At 67.3% G+C, this 15,106-nt stretch carries 12 protein-coding genes; 8 read left to right on the plus strand and 4 right to left on the minus strand.

What is annotated here, in order from left to right; translation table 11 throughout:
• Positions 1-382 precede the first annotated feature (382 nt).
• From J8I35_RS18280 to J8I35_RS18290, 3 genes are all read left to right on the plus strand, one after another.
• Positions 383-628: an AlpA family phage regulatory protein gene (locus J8I35_RS18280; RefSeq protein WP_209926467.1), complete on the plus strand. Its 246-nt coding sequence runs from the start codon at positions 383-385 to the stop codon at positions 626-628.
• Positions 625-990, plus strand: a complete 366-nt coding sequence (locus J8I35_RS18285) for a hypothetical protein (protein WP_175978912.1) — start codon at positions 625-627, stop codon at positions 988-990. The genes J8I35_RS18280 and J8I35_RS18285 overlap by 4 nt, the downstream gene beginning before the upstream one ends.
• Before the next feature lie 124 nt (positions 991-1,114).
• Complete coding sequence (locus tag J8I35_RS18290; protein ID WP_209926469.1) at positions 1,115-3,388, plus strand: VapE domain-containing protein; 2,274 nt, start codon at positions 1,115-1,117, stop codon at positions 3,386-3,388.
• A gap of 402 nt (positions 3,389-3,790) precedes the next feature.
• Here the strand turns inward: J8I35_RS18290 and J8I35_RS18295 are convergent, their stop codons facing one another.
• The 3 genes from J8I35_RS18295 to J8I35_RS18305 all read right to left on the minus strand — a co-directional run bounded on the left by J8I35_RS18295 (position 3,791) and on the right by J8I35_RS18305 (position 5,976).
• Positions 3,791-4,144 carry a DUF4148 domain-containing protein gene (locus tag J8I35_RS18295; protein WP_050011549.1) on the minus strand — a complete coding sequence of 118 codons (354 nt, stop codon included), beginning with the start codon at positions 4,142-4,144 and terminating at the stop codon, positions 3,791-3,793.
• Between the two features lie 354 nt (positions 4,145-4,498).
• A complete protein-coding gene (locus tag J8I35_RS18300; protein WP_050011550.1) occupies positions 4,499-4,768 on the minus strand; it encodes a hypothetical protein in 270 nt (89 codons plus the stop codon).
• Positions 4,769-4,869: 101 nt separating this feature from the next.
• Positions 4,870-5,976, minus strand: a complete 1,107-nt coding sequence (locus J8I35_RS18305; protein ID WP_124629891.1) for a substrate-binding domain-containing protein — start codon at positions 5,974-5,976, stop codon at positions 4,870-4,872.
• Positions 5,977-6,107: 131 nt separating this feature from the next.
• Here J8I35_RS18305 and J8I35_RS18310 point away from each other — a divergent pair, with 131 nt between their 5' ends.
• From J8I35_RS18310 to J8I35_RS18325, 4 genes are read left to right on the plus strand one after another with little or no spacing between them, the layout of a single operon-like run.
• Positions 6,108-6,608 carry an NAD(P)H-dependent oxidoreductase subunit E gene (locus J8I35_RS18310; protein ID WP_089488256.1) on the plus strand — a complete coding sequence of 167 codons (501 nt, stop codon included), beginning with the start codon at positions 6,108-6,110 and terminating at the stop codon, positions 6,606-6,608.
• Positions 6,605-8,182, plus strand: a complete 1,578-nt coding sequence (locus J8I35_RS18315) for a formate dehydrogenase beta subunit (protein ID WP_124595023.1) — start codon at positions 6,605-6,607, stop codon at positions 8,180-8,182. The genes J8I35_RS18310 and J8I35_RS18315 overlap by 4 nt, the downstream gene beginning before the upstream one ends.
• Positions 8,183-8,199: 17 nt before the next feature.
• Positions 8,200-11,151, plus strand: coding sequence for a formate dehydrogenase subunit alpha (fdhF, locus tag J8I35_RS18320; protein ID WP_050011554.1), 2,952 nt, complete (start codon positions 8,200-8,202; stop codon positions 11,149-11,151).
• A 7-nt stretch (positions 11,152-11,158) separates the two neighbouring features.
• Positions 11,159-11,410 carry a formate dehydrogenase subunit delta gene (locus tag J8I35_RS18325; RefSeq protein WP_050011555.1) on the plus strand — a complete coding sequence of 84 codons (252 nt, stop codon included), beginning with the start codon at positions 11,159-11,161 and terminating at the stop codon, positions 11,408-11,410.
• Positions 11,411-11,418: 8 nt separating this feature from the next.
• On the opposite strand, the gene J8I35_RS18330 is transcribed toward J8I35_RS18325, so the two are convergent.
• Positions 11,419-13,062 carry an FAD-dependent monooxygenase gene (locus J8I35_RS18330; protein WP_209926470.1) on the minus strand — a complete coding sequence of 548 codons (1,644 nt, stop codon included), beginning with the start codon at positions 13,060-13,062 and terminating at the stop codon, positions 11,419-11,421.
• Between the two features lie 58 nt (positions 13,063-13,120).
• On the opposite strand from J8I35_RS18330, the gene J8I35_RS18335 reads away from it, so the two are divergent.
• The gene (locus J8I35_RS18335) at positions 13,121-15,028 is read left to right on the plus strand and encodes a tetratricopeptide repeat protein (protein WP_050011557.1); all 1,908 of its coding nucleotides are present in this window, start codon (positions 13,121-13,123) and stop codon (positions 15,026-15,028) included.
• Positions 15,029-15,106 lie beyond the last annotated feature (78 nt).

Below are 15,106 nucleotides of genomic sequence, written 5' to 3' on the forward strand. Positions count from 1 at the left end.
ATCCGCTCACCCGGAATGGCAATTTAGAGTCTCCCCTCTACACAGCATGGAAGCGGCAAATACGCAAGATTTGACCCGAAATGCGAGCCCAGATAAAACACCCTCCCCGAAACTCGATCACGGATAGCAAAACCTTGCACTTTCGCAGCAAATCGCTGTAAGGCTGCGCTGTACATCAGAAAACAACATCCACTGTCTTCGAACGCCTCATATTTCGAATTCGATTCCCGCATCGCCTTGTCAAACATGCGCGTCCGGGGTGTCAAGGTATGTACGCAATACCAGGACATTTTGGGGTGTACGGCACAGCCTTACAGGGTTGTCAGACCTATGCGCGGCACGTTGAAATGCGGCTATCTCAACGCACCACAAGGCGAAACAAATGGCCGCAGACCGCAGCACCTCACCATTGACGCTCCCCCTGGACGGCTACACGCGATGGGGTGAACTGAAGCAATTCGTTCCGCTGTGTTTGTCTTCGGTCACAAATCGCGAACGTGCCGGCCGCTTTCCGAAACGGGTCAAGCTCGGTAGCTATTCGGTGGCTTGGCCGAACCGTGAAATTCATCGCTGGTTCGCGGATCCCAACGGCTATCGCGCGCAACAAACTGACGAGGTGGCAGCATGAGCGAAGCGACGATTATTCCAGCCGCCGCCGGCACGCTCGCGCTGCGCGTGCTCGACGAGGAACACTGCGTTCGAGTAACAACCGTTGTTGCGTGGCGCATTGTCAGCGCTCAAGACGGCATCCGCACCGAGGTCTATCCGATCGAAATGCCCTACGGTCCCCTCGAGGACCGCGGCCTGCCGGACGCGATCATCGAACCGGACAATCGCGTAACTCATCGCCCTGGAGGTGGCCGACGTGCGCAACAAGCCGTCGAATGGCACCTCAGCGGACACTGCGTAGGGCTGACCTTGTCGAAGGTCGGCGGCACGTTGCCGAACGCGAACAAGAAACTGAAACGCATGTGCGGGTTGGCCACGTGAGCGCCGGCTACCTTACGCTGCCGGCGAGCCGGTAAAACAGGTACACAATGGCTAAGCCAATCGCCCTTTAATGAATAGAACTCCTACAGAAATTAAAGACCAATCGAGTCGCCCGCGTGCTGAAGTGGACGTCGACGTGCTGCGTCAGTTCGTCACTCTGGCGCGCCCCGACGGCGGTCAGTTGATGTTGCTCCGCATCGCCGCTGCGGCTGGAAGCAAGCCGCGAGCACGGACTTTCGCGGTACCGGCGGAAACCGATGCACTGATCGAGTATGCGCGCACGCACAACACTGCCGCGAGCAATATCTATTGGCTACCTAACGACGCTACGTGCTTCGAACGCAAACCCGCAAAAGCGGACATGGCGTCGGCGCGATTCGCGTGGAGCGACTGCGATCCAGACATTAAGGGATTCGGCTCATACGACGCGGCGCGCGGTCACTTGCTCGGCCCGCACGCCGATCGTCTACGCAAGCATGCGTCCTTCATCATCGATTCGGGCAACGGGCTGCAAGCGTTTTTCCGGCTTGCCGCGCCAACGCCGCTGACCGATGAGTGGGCGACGAACTACGAACAGATCAACGCGGCTATCGGCAAGGAATTCGACGGGCCCGACACACACAACTGCGACCGGATCATGCGAGTGCCAGGCACATGGAACTGGCCGACCGAGTCCAAACTCAGAAAGGGTTACCCCACTGCGCCGAGCGCATCGCGCATTCTCTACGCGACAGATCGCACGTACACGCTTCCCGATCTGGCGGCATTGGCCCATATCCAGACCGACGACATCTCCGCCAAACATATGCGCGGCCGCGCCTTACCGTCGACCGCACCGCGCATTGACGAAATTCGCGCGCTGCTCGGCATGATTCCCGCAGACGGGAGCTATGCCGAATGGCGAGACGTGCAATTTGGCGTCCACCATGAAACCCGCGGCTCTGCCGAAGGCATGGATATTTGCGACGAATGGTCGGCAACCGCCGAATACGCTTACGGCGGCCGCGCCGCGGTCGAGAAGGTGTGGAACAGTGCAAGCACGGAACGCTCCGACGCGGCCACGATCGGCACGCTTCATACACTGGCAAAGAGATACAGCCCAGCCGCATACGACGAATGGGAGCGTGAGCAGATCGAGGGGGACTTTACGGCTATGCCGGCCGAACTCGCACAGCAGGAGCCCTACCGACCGCCATTTAAGTACGACAAGGCCGGTGCGATCCTAGCGACGATCGGAAACACGCAGCTCGCGCTACGCGCACCTCACGTTGCCGGCGCCGACATCCGTTTTGACACCTTCCGCGACGAGCTGACGTGGTCGGATCCCGACGCACCTATGTGGCGCCCATTCGTTGACGAGGACTACACACGGCTCCGCATCCGCCTCGAGCAGGGCGGCTTTAAGCCGATCGGCCGAGAGATGATCCGCGACGCGGTGCACCTCGTTGCCCGCGAGCGGAAATTCGATTCGGCGATTGACTGGCTGAACGGCTTGTCGTGGGATGGCGCACCGCGCGTCGATCGATTCATGGAGGTGTATTTCAGCGTACCTGACTCGCCGTACGCGCGCGCCGTGTCGCTCTACCTCTGGACCGCATTCGCGGGCCGCGTGCTTGAACCGGGCGTCAAGGCCGATATGGTGCCTATCTTCATCGGCGATCAGGGTCTGCGAAAGTCATCGGCAATCGCGGCGATGGTACCGCACGCCGATCAGTATGTCGAAATCGACCTCGGCACGCGGGACGCCGAAACCGCCCGTAAGATGCGGGGCGCCCTCGTAGGCGAAATAGCAGAACTGAAGGGCATGCGCACGCGCGAAATCGAGTCGATCAAGGCATTCATTACCGCGACGCAAGATACGTATCGGCAGTTGTACAAAGAGCACGCCACGACAGTGCCCCGTCGCCTGGTCTTCATTGGCACCAGCAACGAAGAAGGCATTTTGATCGACGAAACTGGCAACCGACGTTGGCTCCCGATACGCGTCGGAAACGTCGACATAGACGCGGTAATGCGCGATCGAGATCAGCTGTGGGCCGAAGGCCGCACTCTTTTTATGAACGGCGGTATCCGTTGGCAGGCAGCCGAACGCCTTGCCAAGGACGAACACGCTGCGTTCGCGGCCGCGCCGGCTAACGACGACCCGTGGCTGCCGATGGTCGAGCAGTGGCTCAACGGCGCTGCTGCCACTCGGTTCGACGACGAGCCCGCGCCGGGCGAGCGAGAATACCTGCTCATATGCGATGTAGCCGCTGAGGCACTGCGCCTAGACGCTAGCCGACTGAATCGCGCAACCGACATGAGAATCGGAAAAATCCTGCGCCAGCTCGGTTACGAGAAGCGGGATAAGCGCATCGGCGCGCGGGTTCGGAAAGCTTGGTTCCCGGATCTGGACTGACCACCAACGCGTCATCGCCGGGGGCTTTTTTGGGGGTTCTTCAATTCAAAAATACATGAAATCCCAATACAGGAAAGGATTACACGCCACAATGCGAGTGCCGCCGCCCCACCAAATTCCGCGCTCGTCGCACGAACCCCGCATGACGCCAGTCTGCGGGGTTTTTTGTTGCCGGCGTAACGCGCACGCCCCACGCCTTCCCTTCCGAAAAAGCGCCCAGCCACGGACGGGCCGGGCGGAATGCCGCCGGTGTTCGGCGGCCGGAGGTGACGGATGTTTCTGCCGCGCCCGCGCCATCGTCGATTGCGCCGGGTGGCGGCCGGCCCGGTGGTCAGGCTTCGGGCAGCGCGCGACGCATCGCCGCGCCGGGGCCCGCGCCGCCCATACCGGGCGAGGTGCCGCTTAGCTGCCGCGATACAGCGACTTCATTTCCTCCGCGCTGGCCGGGCGCACACCCATTGCGCGCGAACCCGACGCCGATGCGCCCTGCGCCTGCGCACCGTAGCCGCCGGCGTCGGCGCCTCGAGCCTGTGCGAGCGCACTGCGCTGCTGCTCCGCGACACGCGCCGTTGCGGCCTGGATCGCTTCCGGATAATGCGGGTCCTCGCCGCGGGCGGTGTTGTAACCGGCCTGCTGGAGTTGAACCAGTTCGGCACGGACCTGCGCACGGGTGATCGTCGAACCCGACTGGGCGAACGACACGACCGGAGCAACGAGAGCAGCGGCAACGACAACGGCTTGAACGAGCGACTTCATGATGACCTACCTCCAGATTTGTCTGATTCGGCGGTGAACACCTTGATCAGCGCCGACAAACCGAAGTTTATGTAGGTGGATGCTTAAGAATAAGGCAGGTTTGAGGAAGACATCCTTCCTGATTTACGGGTTAACCCTTAATCACTGTCGGCGCGGCCCATGCGGGCGAACGGCCGCTTCGTCCATCCCGCATTACATGAACGCTCGCCAGAAAGCATGAGCCCCGCGAAGCGACGGGCTTCGCGGGGCTCGAATCAAGCGAGATCGGGGTGGAACGTACGCAGCGTCCGTCAGTGGATCACGCTGCGGCGCAGAAGAGGCGCCCCGCTCGGGCGCCGACACGCTGCCTGCCCGTTACCGGGTATCCATCGGGCACTTCAGGTTGCAGCCGTTCGGGTCGCCCAGGTCACCCTTGCGGCGCAATGCCGACTTCTTGCCGCTCTGATATTTCTCCGACGGCGCCGACGCCGCGAACGGCATCTGCGGGTGTTCGTTCAGGCGGAACTGTTCGCTCAGGATGCCGCCGGGCACACCCGGGGAATTCTGCGCGAACGCAAACGGCGAAGCGACGACCAGCAGCCCCGCGGTCAACGCTGCCGCGGCAAGGGGAACGGAAAATTTCATGTCGGGATGACGCCTGAACGGCGTGCTTGTTGGAACGTTGATCGAGCGGCAAGCGTAGCGCAAATCCCTCGCTGCTGCAGCGCGATTCGATCGCCGCCGCGTTACCGGGAATTGCCGTCCGGCGCGCGCGCGCCGTCGCCGCCGGCCAGCCCGGTCGCGATGTGCTCCAGCGCGCCGCACGCGGCCGGATCGTAGCCGTCGAGATGCGCGACGCGCTCGACGAAGCGTGCGTCGCGCAGCAGCGCCAGCACATCGGCCAGCGGCCGCACATCGAGCCGCGCGCGTTCGCAGGCGAAGTAATAGTCCTCGTCGACGACCGGGATGAAGTCGAGCCCGAAATGACGGGCGGCCGGCTCGACGCCGAAACCGAGATCGGCCATGCCGCTCGCGACAAACGCCGCGATCGCCGAATGCGTGAGTTCGGCCGACGCATAGCCGTCGATGCGCTCCGGATCGATGCCGATCGCGCGCAACGCGAGATCGAGCAGCATGCGCGTGCCAGACCCCGGCTGCCGGTTGACGAAGCGGATGTCGTTGCGTGCCAGATCCGCGAGCCCGCGGACCTGCTTCGGGTTGCCGCGGGGAACGAACAATCCCTGCTGGCGGCGCGTCAGGTGAATCAGCACGTGGCGCGTGTCGTCGAGCCACGGCCGGTAGATTTGCGCGCACTGCGCGCGAAACGCGCCGCGCGGCAAATGGAAGCCGGCGAGGTCGCATTCGCCGCGCGCGAGCGCCTGCACGGCCTCGACGCTCTCGCGGTATTTGATGTCGACGGCCGCCTGCGCATCGACGAGTGCGGAGACGAGCGTCGCCACCGCGTACCCGTGCGACGCATGAATGCGCACGGCCCCGTCGCGCTGCGCGAGCCGGCGGTTCAGCTCGCTGGCCACCTCGGCCGCCAGCGTGCGCAGGTTCCCGTCGAGGCGGCTGCGCGCGAGGCGCTGCGCATCGACGACCGCCTGCCCGAGCGCCGACAGCGTCGACCCCTTGCCGCGCGCGGTCTCGATCAGCGCGCCGCCGACGCACAACTCCAGCGCGCGCAGCATGCCCCACGCGTGCCGGTACGACAGCCCCTTGGCTTGCGCGGCCTGAGCGATGCTGCCCGTCCCGGCCACGAGTTCCAGCAGCGGCGCGACGTCGGACAGGCTGGCCGACCGGCCTTCGGTGTCGCGCACGGTCAGATACGCGTCGCATTCGATCCGAATCAATTATGTACTCCGATTTCCTATTGCGACCGCGAAATCTTCCGCTTATCGTTGGTGAAAATCAATCAGAACGAAGTCACGCTGCGCACTATATGAATTCCGAGCGCATATGAGACTTTGGAGGAGCATAACCGATGTCCCCGAATTCCCCTGCGCCCGACGCGCTCGTCGAGCGCCATGCGCGCGCCGGCCGGTCGCTCGTCGCGATCCTGCACGCGATCCAGGACGACGCGGGCTACGTGCCTTCGGGCTGCGTCGCACCGCTCGCCAAAGCGCTGAACCTGTCGCGCGCGGAAGTGCACGGCGTCCTGACCTACTACCACCATTTCCGCACCGCGCCGCCCGCGCGCGTGACGATCCAGATGTGCCGCGCCGAAGCGTGCCGCAGCATGGGCTGCGAAACGCTCGCTGCCCACGCGGAAGCCCGCACGGGCTGCCGGTTCGACGCCGCGCACGGCGACGGGGCCGCGGGCCACACGCCGGACGACGTCGCGCTCGAATCGGTCTACTGCCTCGGACTGTGCGCGCAATCGCCGTCGATGACGGTCAACGGCGTGCTCCACGCCAAGGTCACGCCGGAGAAGTTCGACGCGCTGCTGGCCGACGCGGTCGCCCACACGCCGGAGGCCGCATGACGACCCGCATCTACGTTCCGCGCGATTCGTCCGCGCTGGCGCTCGGCGCCGACGCGCTCGCCGCCGCGATCGCGGCCGAAGCCGAACGGCGCGGCGTCGCGATCGAACTGGTCCGCAACGGCTCGCGCGGGCTGCTGTGGCTCGAGCCGCTCGTCGAGGTCGGGACGGCCGCGGGCCGCGTCGGCTATGCGAACCTGTCGGCCGCCGACGTGCCGGCCCTGTTCGACGCCGACTGGCTCGATGGCGGCGCGCATCCGAGCGGTGTCGGCCTCGTCGACGCGCTGCCGTATCTCGCCCGCCAGCAACGACTCACGTTTGCGCGGATCGGCCTGACCGATCCGCTGTCGATCGACGACTACCTGAAACACGAAGGCCTCGCCGGCCTGAAGAACGCACTGGCGCTCGACGGTGACGCCGCATGCGAAACGCTGATCGAGTCGGGGCTGCGCGGCCGCGGCGGCGCGGCGTTCCCGGCCGGCATCAAGTGGCGTACCGTGCGGCAAGCCCGCGCCGCGCAAAAATACATCGTCTGCAACGCGGACGAAGGCGACTCGGGCACGTTCTCCGACCGCCTGCTGATGGAATGCGATCCGTACTGCCTGATCGAAGGGATGATCATCGCGGGCGTCGCCACCGGCGCGACGGTCGGCTACATCTACGTGCGCAGCGAATACCCGCACGCGATCGCGACGCTCGAAGCCGCGATCGTCCGCGCACGCGAAGCCGGCTGGCTCGGCGAGCACGTGCTGGGCTCCGCGCATGCGTTCGAGCTGCACGTCGCGAAAGGCGCGGGCTCGTACGTGTGCGGCGAGGAAACGGCGCTGCTCGAATCGCTCGAGGGCAAGCGCGGCGTCGTGCGCGCGAAGCCGCCGCTGCCCGCGCTCGCGGGCCTGTTCGGCCAGCCGACCGTGATCAACAACGTGATCACGCTCGCGACGGCGCCCGTGATCTTCGCGCGCGGCGCCGCGTTCTATCGCGACTACGGGATGGGCCGCTCGCGCGGCACACTGCCGTTCCAGCTGGCGGGCAACATCCGTCACGGCGGCCTCGTCGAGCTCGCGTTCGGCGTCACGCTGCGCGAACTGCTGTTCGACTTCGGCGGCGGCACGGCCAGCGGCCGGCCGGCCCGCGCCGCGCAGGTCGGCGGCCCGCTCGGCACCTACCTGCCCGATCACCAGTGGGACGTGCCGCTCGACTACGAGGCGTACACGGCGATCGGCGCGGTGGTCGGCCACGGCGGCATCGTGCTGCACGACGACACGTCGAATCTCGCCGAGCTGGCCGAATACGCGATGAAGTTCTGCGCGATCGAATCGTGCGGCAAGTGCACGCCGTGCCGGATCGGTTCGACGCGCGGCGTCGAGACGATCGCGCGGATCCGCGACGGCGACACGTCGGAGCGGCAAATCACGCTGTTGCGCGACCTGTGCGACACGATGCTCGCCGGTTCGCTGTGCGCGATGGGCGGCATGACGCCGTACCCGGTGCTGTCCGCGCTCGACCATTTCCCCGAAGATTTCGGGCTCGCTGCCGGCAAGGATGCCGCGTCGGGCCCGGTCAAGGCTGCGGCCTGACCCAGAAGGAGCCCTGCATGTCCCTCGACACGAACAACGTCCGCCAAGGCGGCTGCGGCTCGGGCCAATGCGCGTGCAAGAGCGCCGCCCAGGCGCACGCACGCGATCCGCACGACGAGACCGACTACGGCACGCCGCAACGGTACGCCGATACCGACGTCACGCTCGAAATCGACGGCCAGCCGGTCACGGTGCCGGCCGGCACATCGGTGATGCGCGCGGCGATCGAAGCCGGCGTCAACGTCCCGAAGCTGTGCGCGACCGATTCGCTCGAGCCGTTCGGCTCGTGCCGGCTGTGCCTCGTCGAGATCGAAGGCCGGCGCGGCTATCCGGCGTCGTGCACGACGCCGGCCGAAGCCGGCATGAAGGTGCGCACGCAGTCGGACCGGCTGCAGTCCCTGCGCCGCAACGTGATGGAGCTGTACATCTCCGATCACCCGCTCGACTGCCTCACCTGCCCGGCCAACGGCGACTGCGAGCTGCAGGACATGGCCGGCGTGGTCGGGCTGCGCGAAGTGCGCTACGGCTTCGATGGCGCCAATCACCTGAAGGACACGAAGGACGAATCGAATCCGTACTTCACGTACGATCCGTCGAAGTGCATCGTCTGCAACCGCTGCGTACGCGCGTGCGAGGAAACGCAGGGCACGTTCGCGCTGACGATCGCCGCGCGCGGCTTCGAATCGCGCGTCGCCGCCGGCGAAAGCGAATCGTTCATGGCGTCGGAATGCGTGTCGTGCGGCGCGTGCGTCGCCGCCTGCCCGACGGCCACGCTGCAGGAAAAATCCGTCGTGCAGCTCGGGCAGGCCGAGCACTCGGTCGTCACGACCTGCGCGTATTGCGGCGTCGGCTGCTCGTTCAAGGCCGAGATGAAGGGCACGCAGGTCGTGCGCATGACGCCGCACAAGAACGGTCTCGCGAACGAAGGCCACGCGTGCGTGAAGGGACGCTTCGCGTGGGGCTATGCGACGCACAAGGACCGCATCACGAAGCCGATGATCCGCGAGAAGATCACCGACCCGTGGCGCGAAGTGAGCTGGGACGAGGCCCTCACCTACGCGGCGACGCAATTCCGCAAGCTGCAGCAGAAGTACGGCCGCGATTCGATCGGCGGGATCACGTCGTCGCGCTGCACGAACGAGGAAACCTATCTCGTGCAGAAGCTCGTGCGTGCGGCGTTCGGCAACAACAACGTCGATACCTGCGCCCGCGTGTGCCACTCGCCGACCGGCTATGGCCTCAAGACGACGCTCGGAGAATCGGCCGGCACGCAGACGTTCGCATCGGTCGGCCAGGCCGACGTGATCGTCGTGATGGGCGCGAACCCGACCGACGGCCATCCGGTGTTCGGCTCGCGGCTGAAGCGGCGCGTGCGCGAAGGCGCGAAGCTGATCGTGATCGACCCGCGCCGCATCGACGTCGTCGACGGCCCGCACGTGAAGGCCACGCATCATCTGCAGCTGCGCCCCGGCACCAACGTCGCGATCGTCAACGCACTGGCGCACGTAATCGTCACCGAAGGGCTGGTGGCCGACGCCTTCGTCGCCGAGCGCTGCGACACGCGCGCGTTCGAGCAATGGCGCGACTTCGTCGCGCAGGCGGACAATTCGCCCGAGGCGACCGCGGACGTGACGGGCGTGCCGGCCGAGCTGGTGCGCGAGGCCGCACGCCTGTACGCGACGGGCGGCAACGCCGCGATCTATTACGGCCTGGGCGTGACCGAACACGCGCAGGGCTCGACGACGGTGATGGGCATCGCGAACCTCGCGATGGCGACCGGCAACGTCGGCCGCGAAGGCGTCGGCGTCAATCCGCTGCGCGGCCAGAACAACGTGCAGGGTTCGTGCGACATGGGCTCGTTCCCGCACGAACTGCCCGGCTACCGGCACATCAGCGACGAGGTCGTGCGCACGCAGTTCGAACAGGCGTGGTCGGCCACGCTGCAGCCGGAGCCGGGGCTGCGCATCCCGAACATGTTCGACGCGGCGCTCGACGGCAGCTTCAAGGGGCTTTACTGCCAGGGCGAGGACATCGTCCAGTCGGACCCGAACACGCAGCACGTCGCGGCCGCGCTGTCGGCGATGGAATGCATCGTCGTGCAGGACATCTTCCTGAACGAAACCGCGAAATACGCGCACGTGCTGCTGCCGGGCTCGACGTTCCTCGAAAAGGACGGCACGTTCACGAACGCGGAGCGCCGGATCTCGCGCGTGCGCAAGGTGATGCCGCCGCTCGCGGGCTACGCGGACTGGGAAGTCACGCTGCTGCTGTCGCAGGCGCTCGGCTACGACATGCACTACACGCATCCGTCGGAAATCATGGACGAGATCGCGCGACTCACGCCGACCTTCTCGGGCGTGTCGTACGAGAAGCTCGACGCGCTCGGCAGCATCCAATGGCCGTGCAACGAACACGCGCCGGAAGGCACGCCGACCATGCACATCGACACGTTCGTGCGCGGCAAGGGGCGGTTCGTGATCACCAAGTTCATTCCGACGCCGGAGAAGGTCACACAGCGCTATCCGCTGATCCTGACGACGGGCCGCATCCTGTCGCAATACAACGTCGGCGCGCAGACGCGCCGGACCGAAAACGTCCGGTGGCACGAAGAGGATCGCCTCGAGATCCATCCGCACGACGCGGAGGATCGCGGGATCCGCACCGGCGACTGGGTCGGCATCGAATCGCGCGCGGGGCAGACGGTGCTGCGCGCGCTGGTGTCCGAGCGCATGCAGCCGGGCGTCGTGTACACGACGTTCCACTTCCCCGAATCGGGGGCGAACGTGATCACGACGGACAGCTCCGACTGGGCGACGAACTGCCCGGAATACAAGGTGACGGCCGTGCAGGTGCTGCCGGTGGCGCAACCGTCCGACTGGCAACAAGCGTATGCGCGCTTCAACTCGGAGCAGCTCGATTTGCTCGAGCGCCGCGCCGCCGAGCCGGCCGCCGCGACGACGGGCAAGTGAGGCAACCATGGACCACGACCACCTGATCGACATGGCCAACCAGATCGGCGCGTTCTTCGAATCGATGCCCGATCGCGACGAAGCGCTGGCCGGCATCGCCGAGCATATCCGGCGCTTCTGGGAGCCGCGGATGCGTCGCGCATTGCTCGCCGCGCTCGACGATCCGTCGAGTGAAGCCGGACAGCGCGCGGCGCCGATCGTGCGCGATGCGATCGCCGCGCATCGCGCGTCGCTCGTCCCTGCCGCGGCGCCCGCCTGAGCGCGCGGCTACGCGGATACCGACATGCCCGCGAACCAGCTTTCGCAGTGGCGCAGCAGCGCGTTCGCGTCGGTCGCCGTGCGCCCGCGCGCGGCGACATAGCCGTCCGGCCGCAGCAGATAGAACGACGGCCGCGAGCGGCCGTATTCCTGCGCGAGCCCCGCGGCGCCGTCGCCTTCGGCATCGGCGACGCGCCACACGCGCACCGCTTCCGGCATGATCCGTTCGAGCCCCTGCACGAGCGCCTGCGCATCGGCCGGGATCGGCGGCACCTCGCCGGCGTCGGTATTCGCCGGCTCTTCCAGCAGCAACAGCGTGAAACTCGCCGGATCGTGAAGATCGTATAGCCGCGCCGTGCCGGGCGCGCGACCGAGCGGCCCGTCGAGCACGTGCACGAGCGCGTCGGGTGCGCGCTCGCCCGCGCGCGGACCGCCGTCGAGCACACGCTCGAGCGTGAGCGGACTCTTCCGGTACTGCACGCCGAGCTCGCTGACCGTGCGCCTGAGCGCGTCGCGCATCGGCCCGAACGATGCCAGCAGCGGCACGACGTGATCGCGCAGCAGCTTCATCGCGCCGCGCTCGGCTTCGACCACCTGCGTGACGAAACCGGTCTGCCGCAACACGTCGCGCTCGATCGGATGGCGCTCCGCGTGATACGTGTCGAGCAACCGCTCGGGCGCACCGGCGCGCAGCACGCGCGCGAGCTTCCAGCCGAGGTTGAACGCCTCCTGGATGCCTGTGTTCATGCCCTGCGCGCCGGCCGGGCTGTGAACGTGCGCGGCGTCGCCCGCGAAAAACACGCGGCCGTGACGCAGCCGGTCGACCATCCGGCTGTGGAGATGGAAATACGACGACCACGCGAGATCGCTTGGCGAGATCGATGCGCCGACGCGCGCGCGGATGATCGCGTCGCATTCGTCGAGCGACGGCGTCGAGTCGGGCGACGCGCCGCTGCCGGGCGGCCGGTCGGCGACGAGCCGGTAACGGCCGCCGCCCATCGGAAACAGGCCCGCGATGCCCGCGGGCGTCGTGAACAGGTGGATCTCCTCGTCGGACCAGTCGGGTATCGCCGCGAAATCGGCCAGCAGGAAAGTCTGTTCGAACGCATGTCCGGTAAAGCCCAGGCCGAGCAGGTGCCTGACCGTGCTGTGCGCGCCGTCGGCGGCGATCAGGTACGACGGCGCGAACGACTCGTCGCGGCCGTCGGCGCGGCGCAGCGTCACGTCGAGCGACGTAGCGCCCGTGTCGCACGCGGCCAGCGCCGTACCGCGTTCGACGGTCACGCCCATTCCGGCCAGGTGCTCGGCGAGCAGCCGCTCGGTGACGCTCTGGTCGAGAAACATCAGATACGGATAGCGCGTTTGCAGCGGATCGAAATCGAGTCGCGCGATCACGCGGCCGTCGGCATGCAGCTCGGCCGCATGCGCGCGATGGCCGAGCGCGAGAAACGGTTCGACCGCGCGATGCTGCTCCAGCAGTTCGAGCGTGCGCGCCTGGATGCCGATCGCACGCGAAAACGGCGCCGGTGCGGCGAGACGATCGATGATGCGCACCGGCACGCGAGTCCGCGCGAGGCTCATCGCCGCGGCAAGGCCGGTCGGCCCCGCGCCGACGATCAGCACGGGCGGGATATCGGATAGTGTGTCAGCCATGGAGACCTCGATGACACGCGACCCTGCCAGTCTACGCCGCTCCGCGTGACGGGGCCATATGCCGACCGGCCGATGCGCGGCCTCGCCGCGCGGTGTGGGAAAATACGCGCTTTCCGCCCCTTTTCGCGTCATGGATTCCGCATTCGACCGGGCGTACGCCGCACATCGCGCGGGCCGCCTCGCCGAGGCCGAGCACGGCTATCGCCACGCACTCGCCTCCAACCCCGCCAACGCCGACGCGCTGCACCTGTTCGGCGTGCTGCGGCACCAGCAGGGCCAGCATGCCGAGGCAGCCGACCTCGTCGGCCGCGCCGTCGCGCTGCGTCCGGACGATGCCGCGCTGCAGCTCAATCTCGGCAACGCGCTGAAAGCGCTGGGCCGGCTCGACGAAGCGATCGACCGCTTCCGCAACGCGCTGACGCTCGCGCCCGAATTCCCGCTCGCGCACTACAACCTCGGCAACGCGTATGCGGCGCTGCAGCGTCACGACGATGCGATCGACGCGTTCGGCCGTGCGCTGCGGCTCACGCCCGACGACGCATCGATCCACAACAATCTCGGCAACGCGCTGAACGCGCTCGGCCGCCACGACGACGCGCTCGCCGCGTTCGGTCGCGCGCTCGAGCTACGGCCCGGCCATGCGGGCGCGCACAACAACCTCGCGATGGCGCTGAGCGCGATGGGTCGCGCCGACGATGCGATCGCGCACTTCCAGGCTGCGATCGCCGCGCAGCCGCGGTTCGTCGCCGCGCATTTCAATCTCGGCAACACGTTCGATGCGGTCGGCCGGCATGCCGAGGCGGCCGCGGCGTTCGAAGCCGCGCTCGCACTGCACCCGCCGTTTCCGCTCGCGCTGTTCGGGCTCGCGAACGCACTCTGCGCGCAGGCGCGCCACCGCGACGCGCTGCCCTACTACGAGCGCGCCGTCGGGCTCGATCCGTCGTTCGGGCTCGCGTGGCTGAATCTCGGCAACGCACATCACGCGCTCGGCGCGCACGAGATGGCGCTGCGCGCATTCGACCAGGCGCTGCGCGTCGCGCCCGATCTCACGCTCGCGCGGCTGCATCGCGCGGTCACGCTGCTGACGCTGCGCGACTTCACGCGCGGCCTGCCCGCGTACGAAGCGCGTCACGAGACGCCCGGCGCGACGCCGCTCGGCGCGCTGCCGCGCTGGCAAGGCGAGCCGATTACGTCGCGCACGCTGCTGATCCGCGCGGAACAGGGGTTCGGCGACACGCTGCAGTTCGTCCGCTTCGTGCCGCAGGTGCGCGCACGCTGCGCGCGCGTCGTGCTCGAAGTCCAGCCGGAACTCGTCGCGCTGCTGACGCCGGCCGCCGCGCGCTGGCGCGTGACGCTCGTCCCGCAAGGCGCCGCGAAGCCGCCGGCCGCGGACGTCGCCTGCACGCTGATGAGCCTGCCGTTCCTGCTCGGGCTTCAGCCGGAAGACATCGTCGGCTCGCGCTACCTCGATGCACCCGACGGCGCCCGGCGGCGCTTTCGCGGCTCGCTCGGCGGGCAGTCGAAGCGCAAGTTCGGCCTCGCGTGGTCGGGGCGCCGACAGGCGCAGGAAAACCGCTCGATGCCGTTCGATGCGCTCGCGCCGCTGCTCGCGCTGCCGGACATCGACTGGATCGTGCTGCAGCCCGCGCTCGACGACGACGAACGCGCGCGCGTCGACGCGCATCCGCGCGTGCATCGTCTCGACGGCCGGCTGAACGACTTTGCCGATACGGCCGCGCTGGTCGAGCGCCTCGACGGCGTCGTCACGATCGACACGGCGGTCGCGCACCTCGCGGGCGCGCTCGGCAAGCCGCTGTGGGTCATGCTGCCGTTCGCTCCCGACTGGCGCTGGTTCACCGGCGACGACTGTCCGTGGTATGCGCGCGCCAGCATCGCGCGCCAGCCTGCGCCGGGCGCGTGGCCCGACGTGGCGGCCACGGTGGCCGACATGCTGCGCGAAGCATGACCGCAAACGAACAAGGGAGCGCATTGCGCTCCCTTGTTCAAGGTGATCCGCGGCCGACGTCGCGCGCTATGCCGGCCG

It is taken from the genome of Burkholderia sp. CpTa8-5 (assembly GCF_017815045.1).
Lineage (GTDB): Bacteria > Pseudomonadota > Gammaproteobacteria > Burkholderiales > Burkholderiaceae > Burkholderia > Burkholderia sola.

Excerpts from the sequence above, each read along its gene's own strand:
- J8I35_RS18335 (WP_050011557.1), top strand. The coding sequence starts at position 13,121 with ATGCCGACCGGCCGATGCGCGGCCTCGCCGCGCGGTGTGGGAAAATAC.
- J8I35_RS18280 (WP_209926467.1), top strand. The coding sequence starts at position 383 with ATGGCCGCAGACCGCAGCACCTCACCATTGACGCTCCCCCTGGACGGC.
- J8I35_RS18285 (WP_175978912.1), top strand. The coding sequence starts at position 625 with ATGAGCGAAGCGACGATTATTCCAGCCGCCGCCGGCACGCTCGCGCTG.
- J8I35_RS18315 (WP_124595023.1), top strand. The coding sequence starts at position 6,605 with ATGACGACCCGCATCTACGTTCCGCGCGATTCGTCCGCGCTGGCGCTC.
- J8I35_RS18300 (WP_050011550.1), bottom strand. The coding sequence starts at position 4,768 with ATGAAATTTTCCGTTCCCCTTGCCGCGGCAGCGTTGACCGCGGGGCTG.
- J8I35_RS18325 (WP_050011555.1), top strand. The coding sequence starts at position 11,159 with ATGGACCACGACCACCTGATCGACATGGCCAACCAGATCGGCGCGTTC.
- J8I35_RS18295 (WP_050011549.1), bottom strand. The coding sequence starts at position 4,144 with ATGAAGTCGCTCGTTCAAGCCGTTGTCGTTGCCGCTGCTCTCGTTGCT.
- fdhF (WP_050011554.1), top strand. The coding sequence starts at position 8,200 with ATGTCCCTCGACACGAACAACGTCCGCCAAGGCGGCTGCGGCTCGGGC.
- J8I35_RS18330 (WP_209926470.1), bottom strand. The coding sequence starts at position 13,062 with ATGGCTGACACACTATCCGATATCCCGCCCGTGCTGATCGTCGGCGCG.
- J8I35_RS18310 (WP_089488256.1), top strand. The coding sequence starts at position 6,108 with ATGTCCCCGAATTCCCCTGCGCCCGACGCGCTCGTCGAGCGCCATGCG.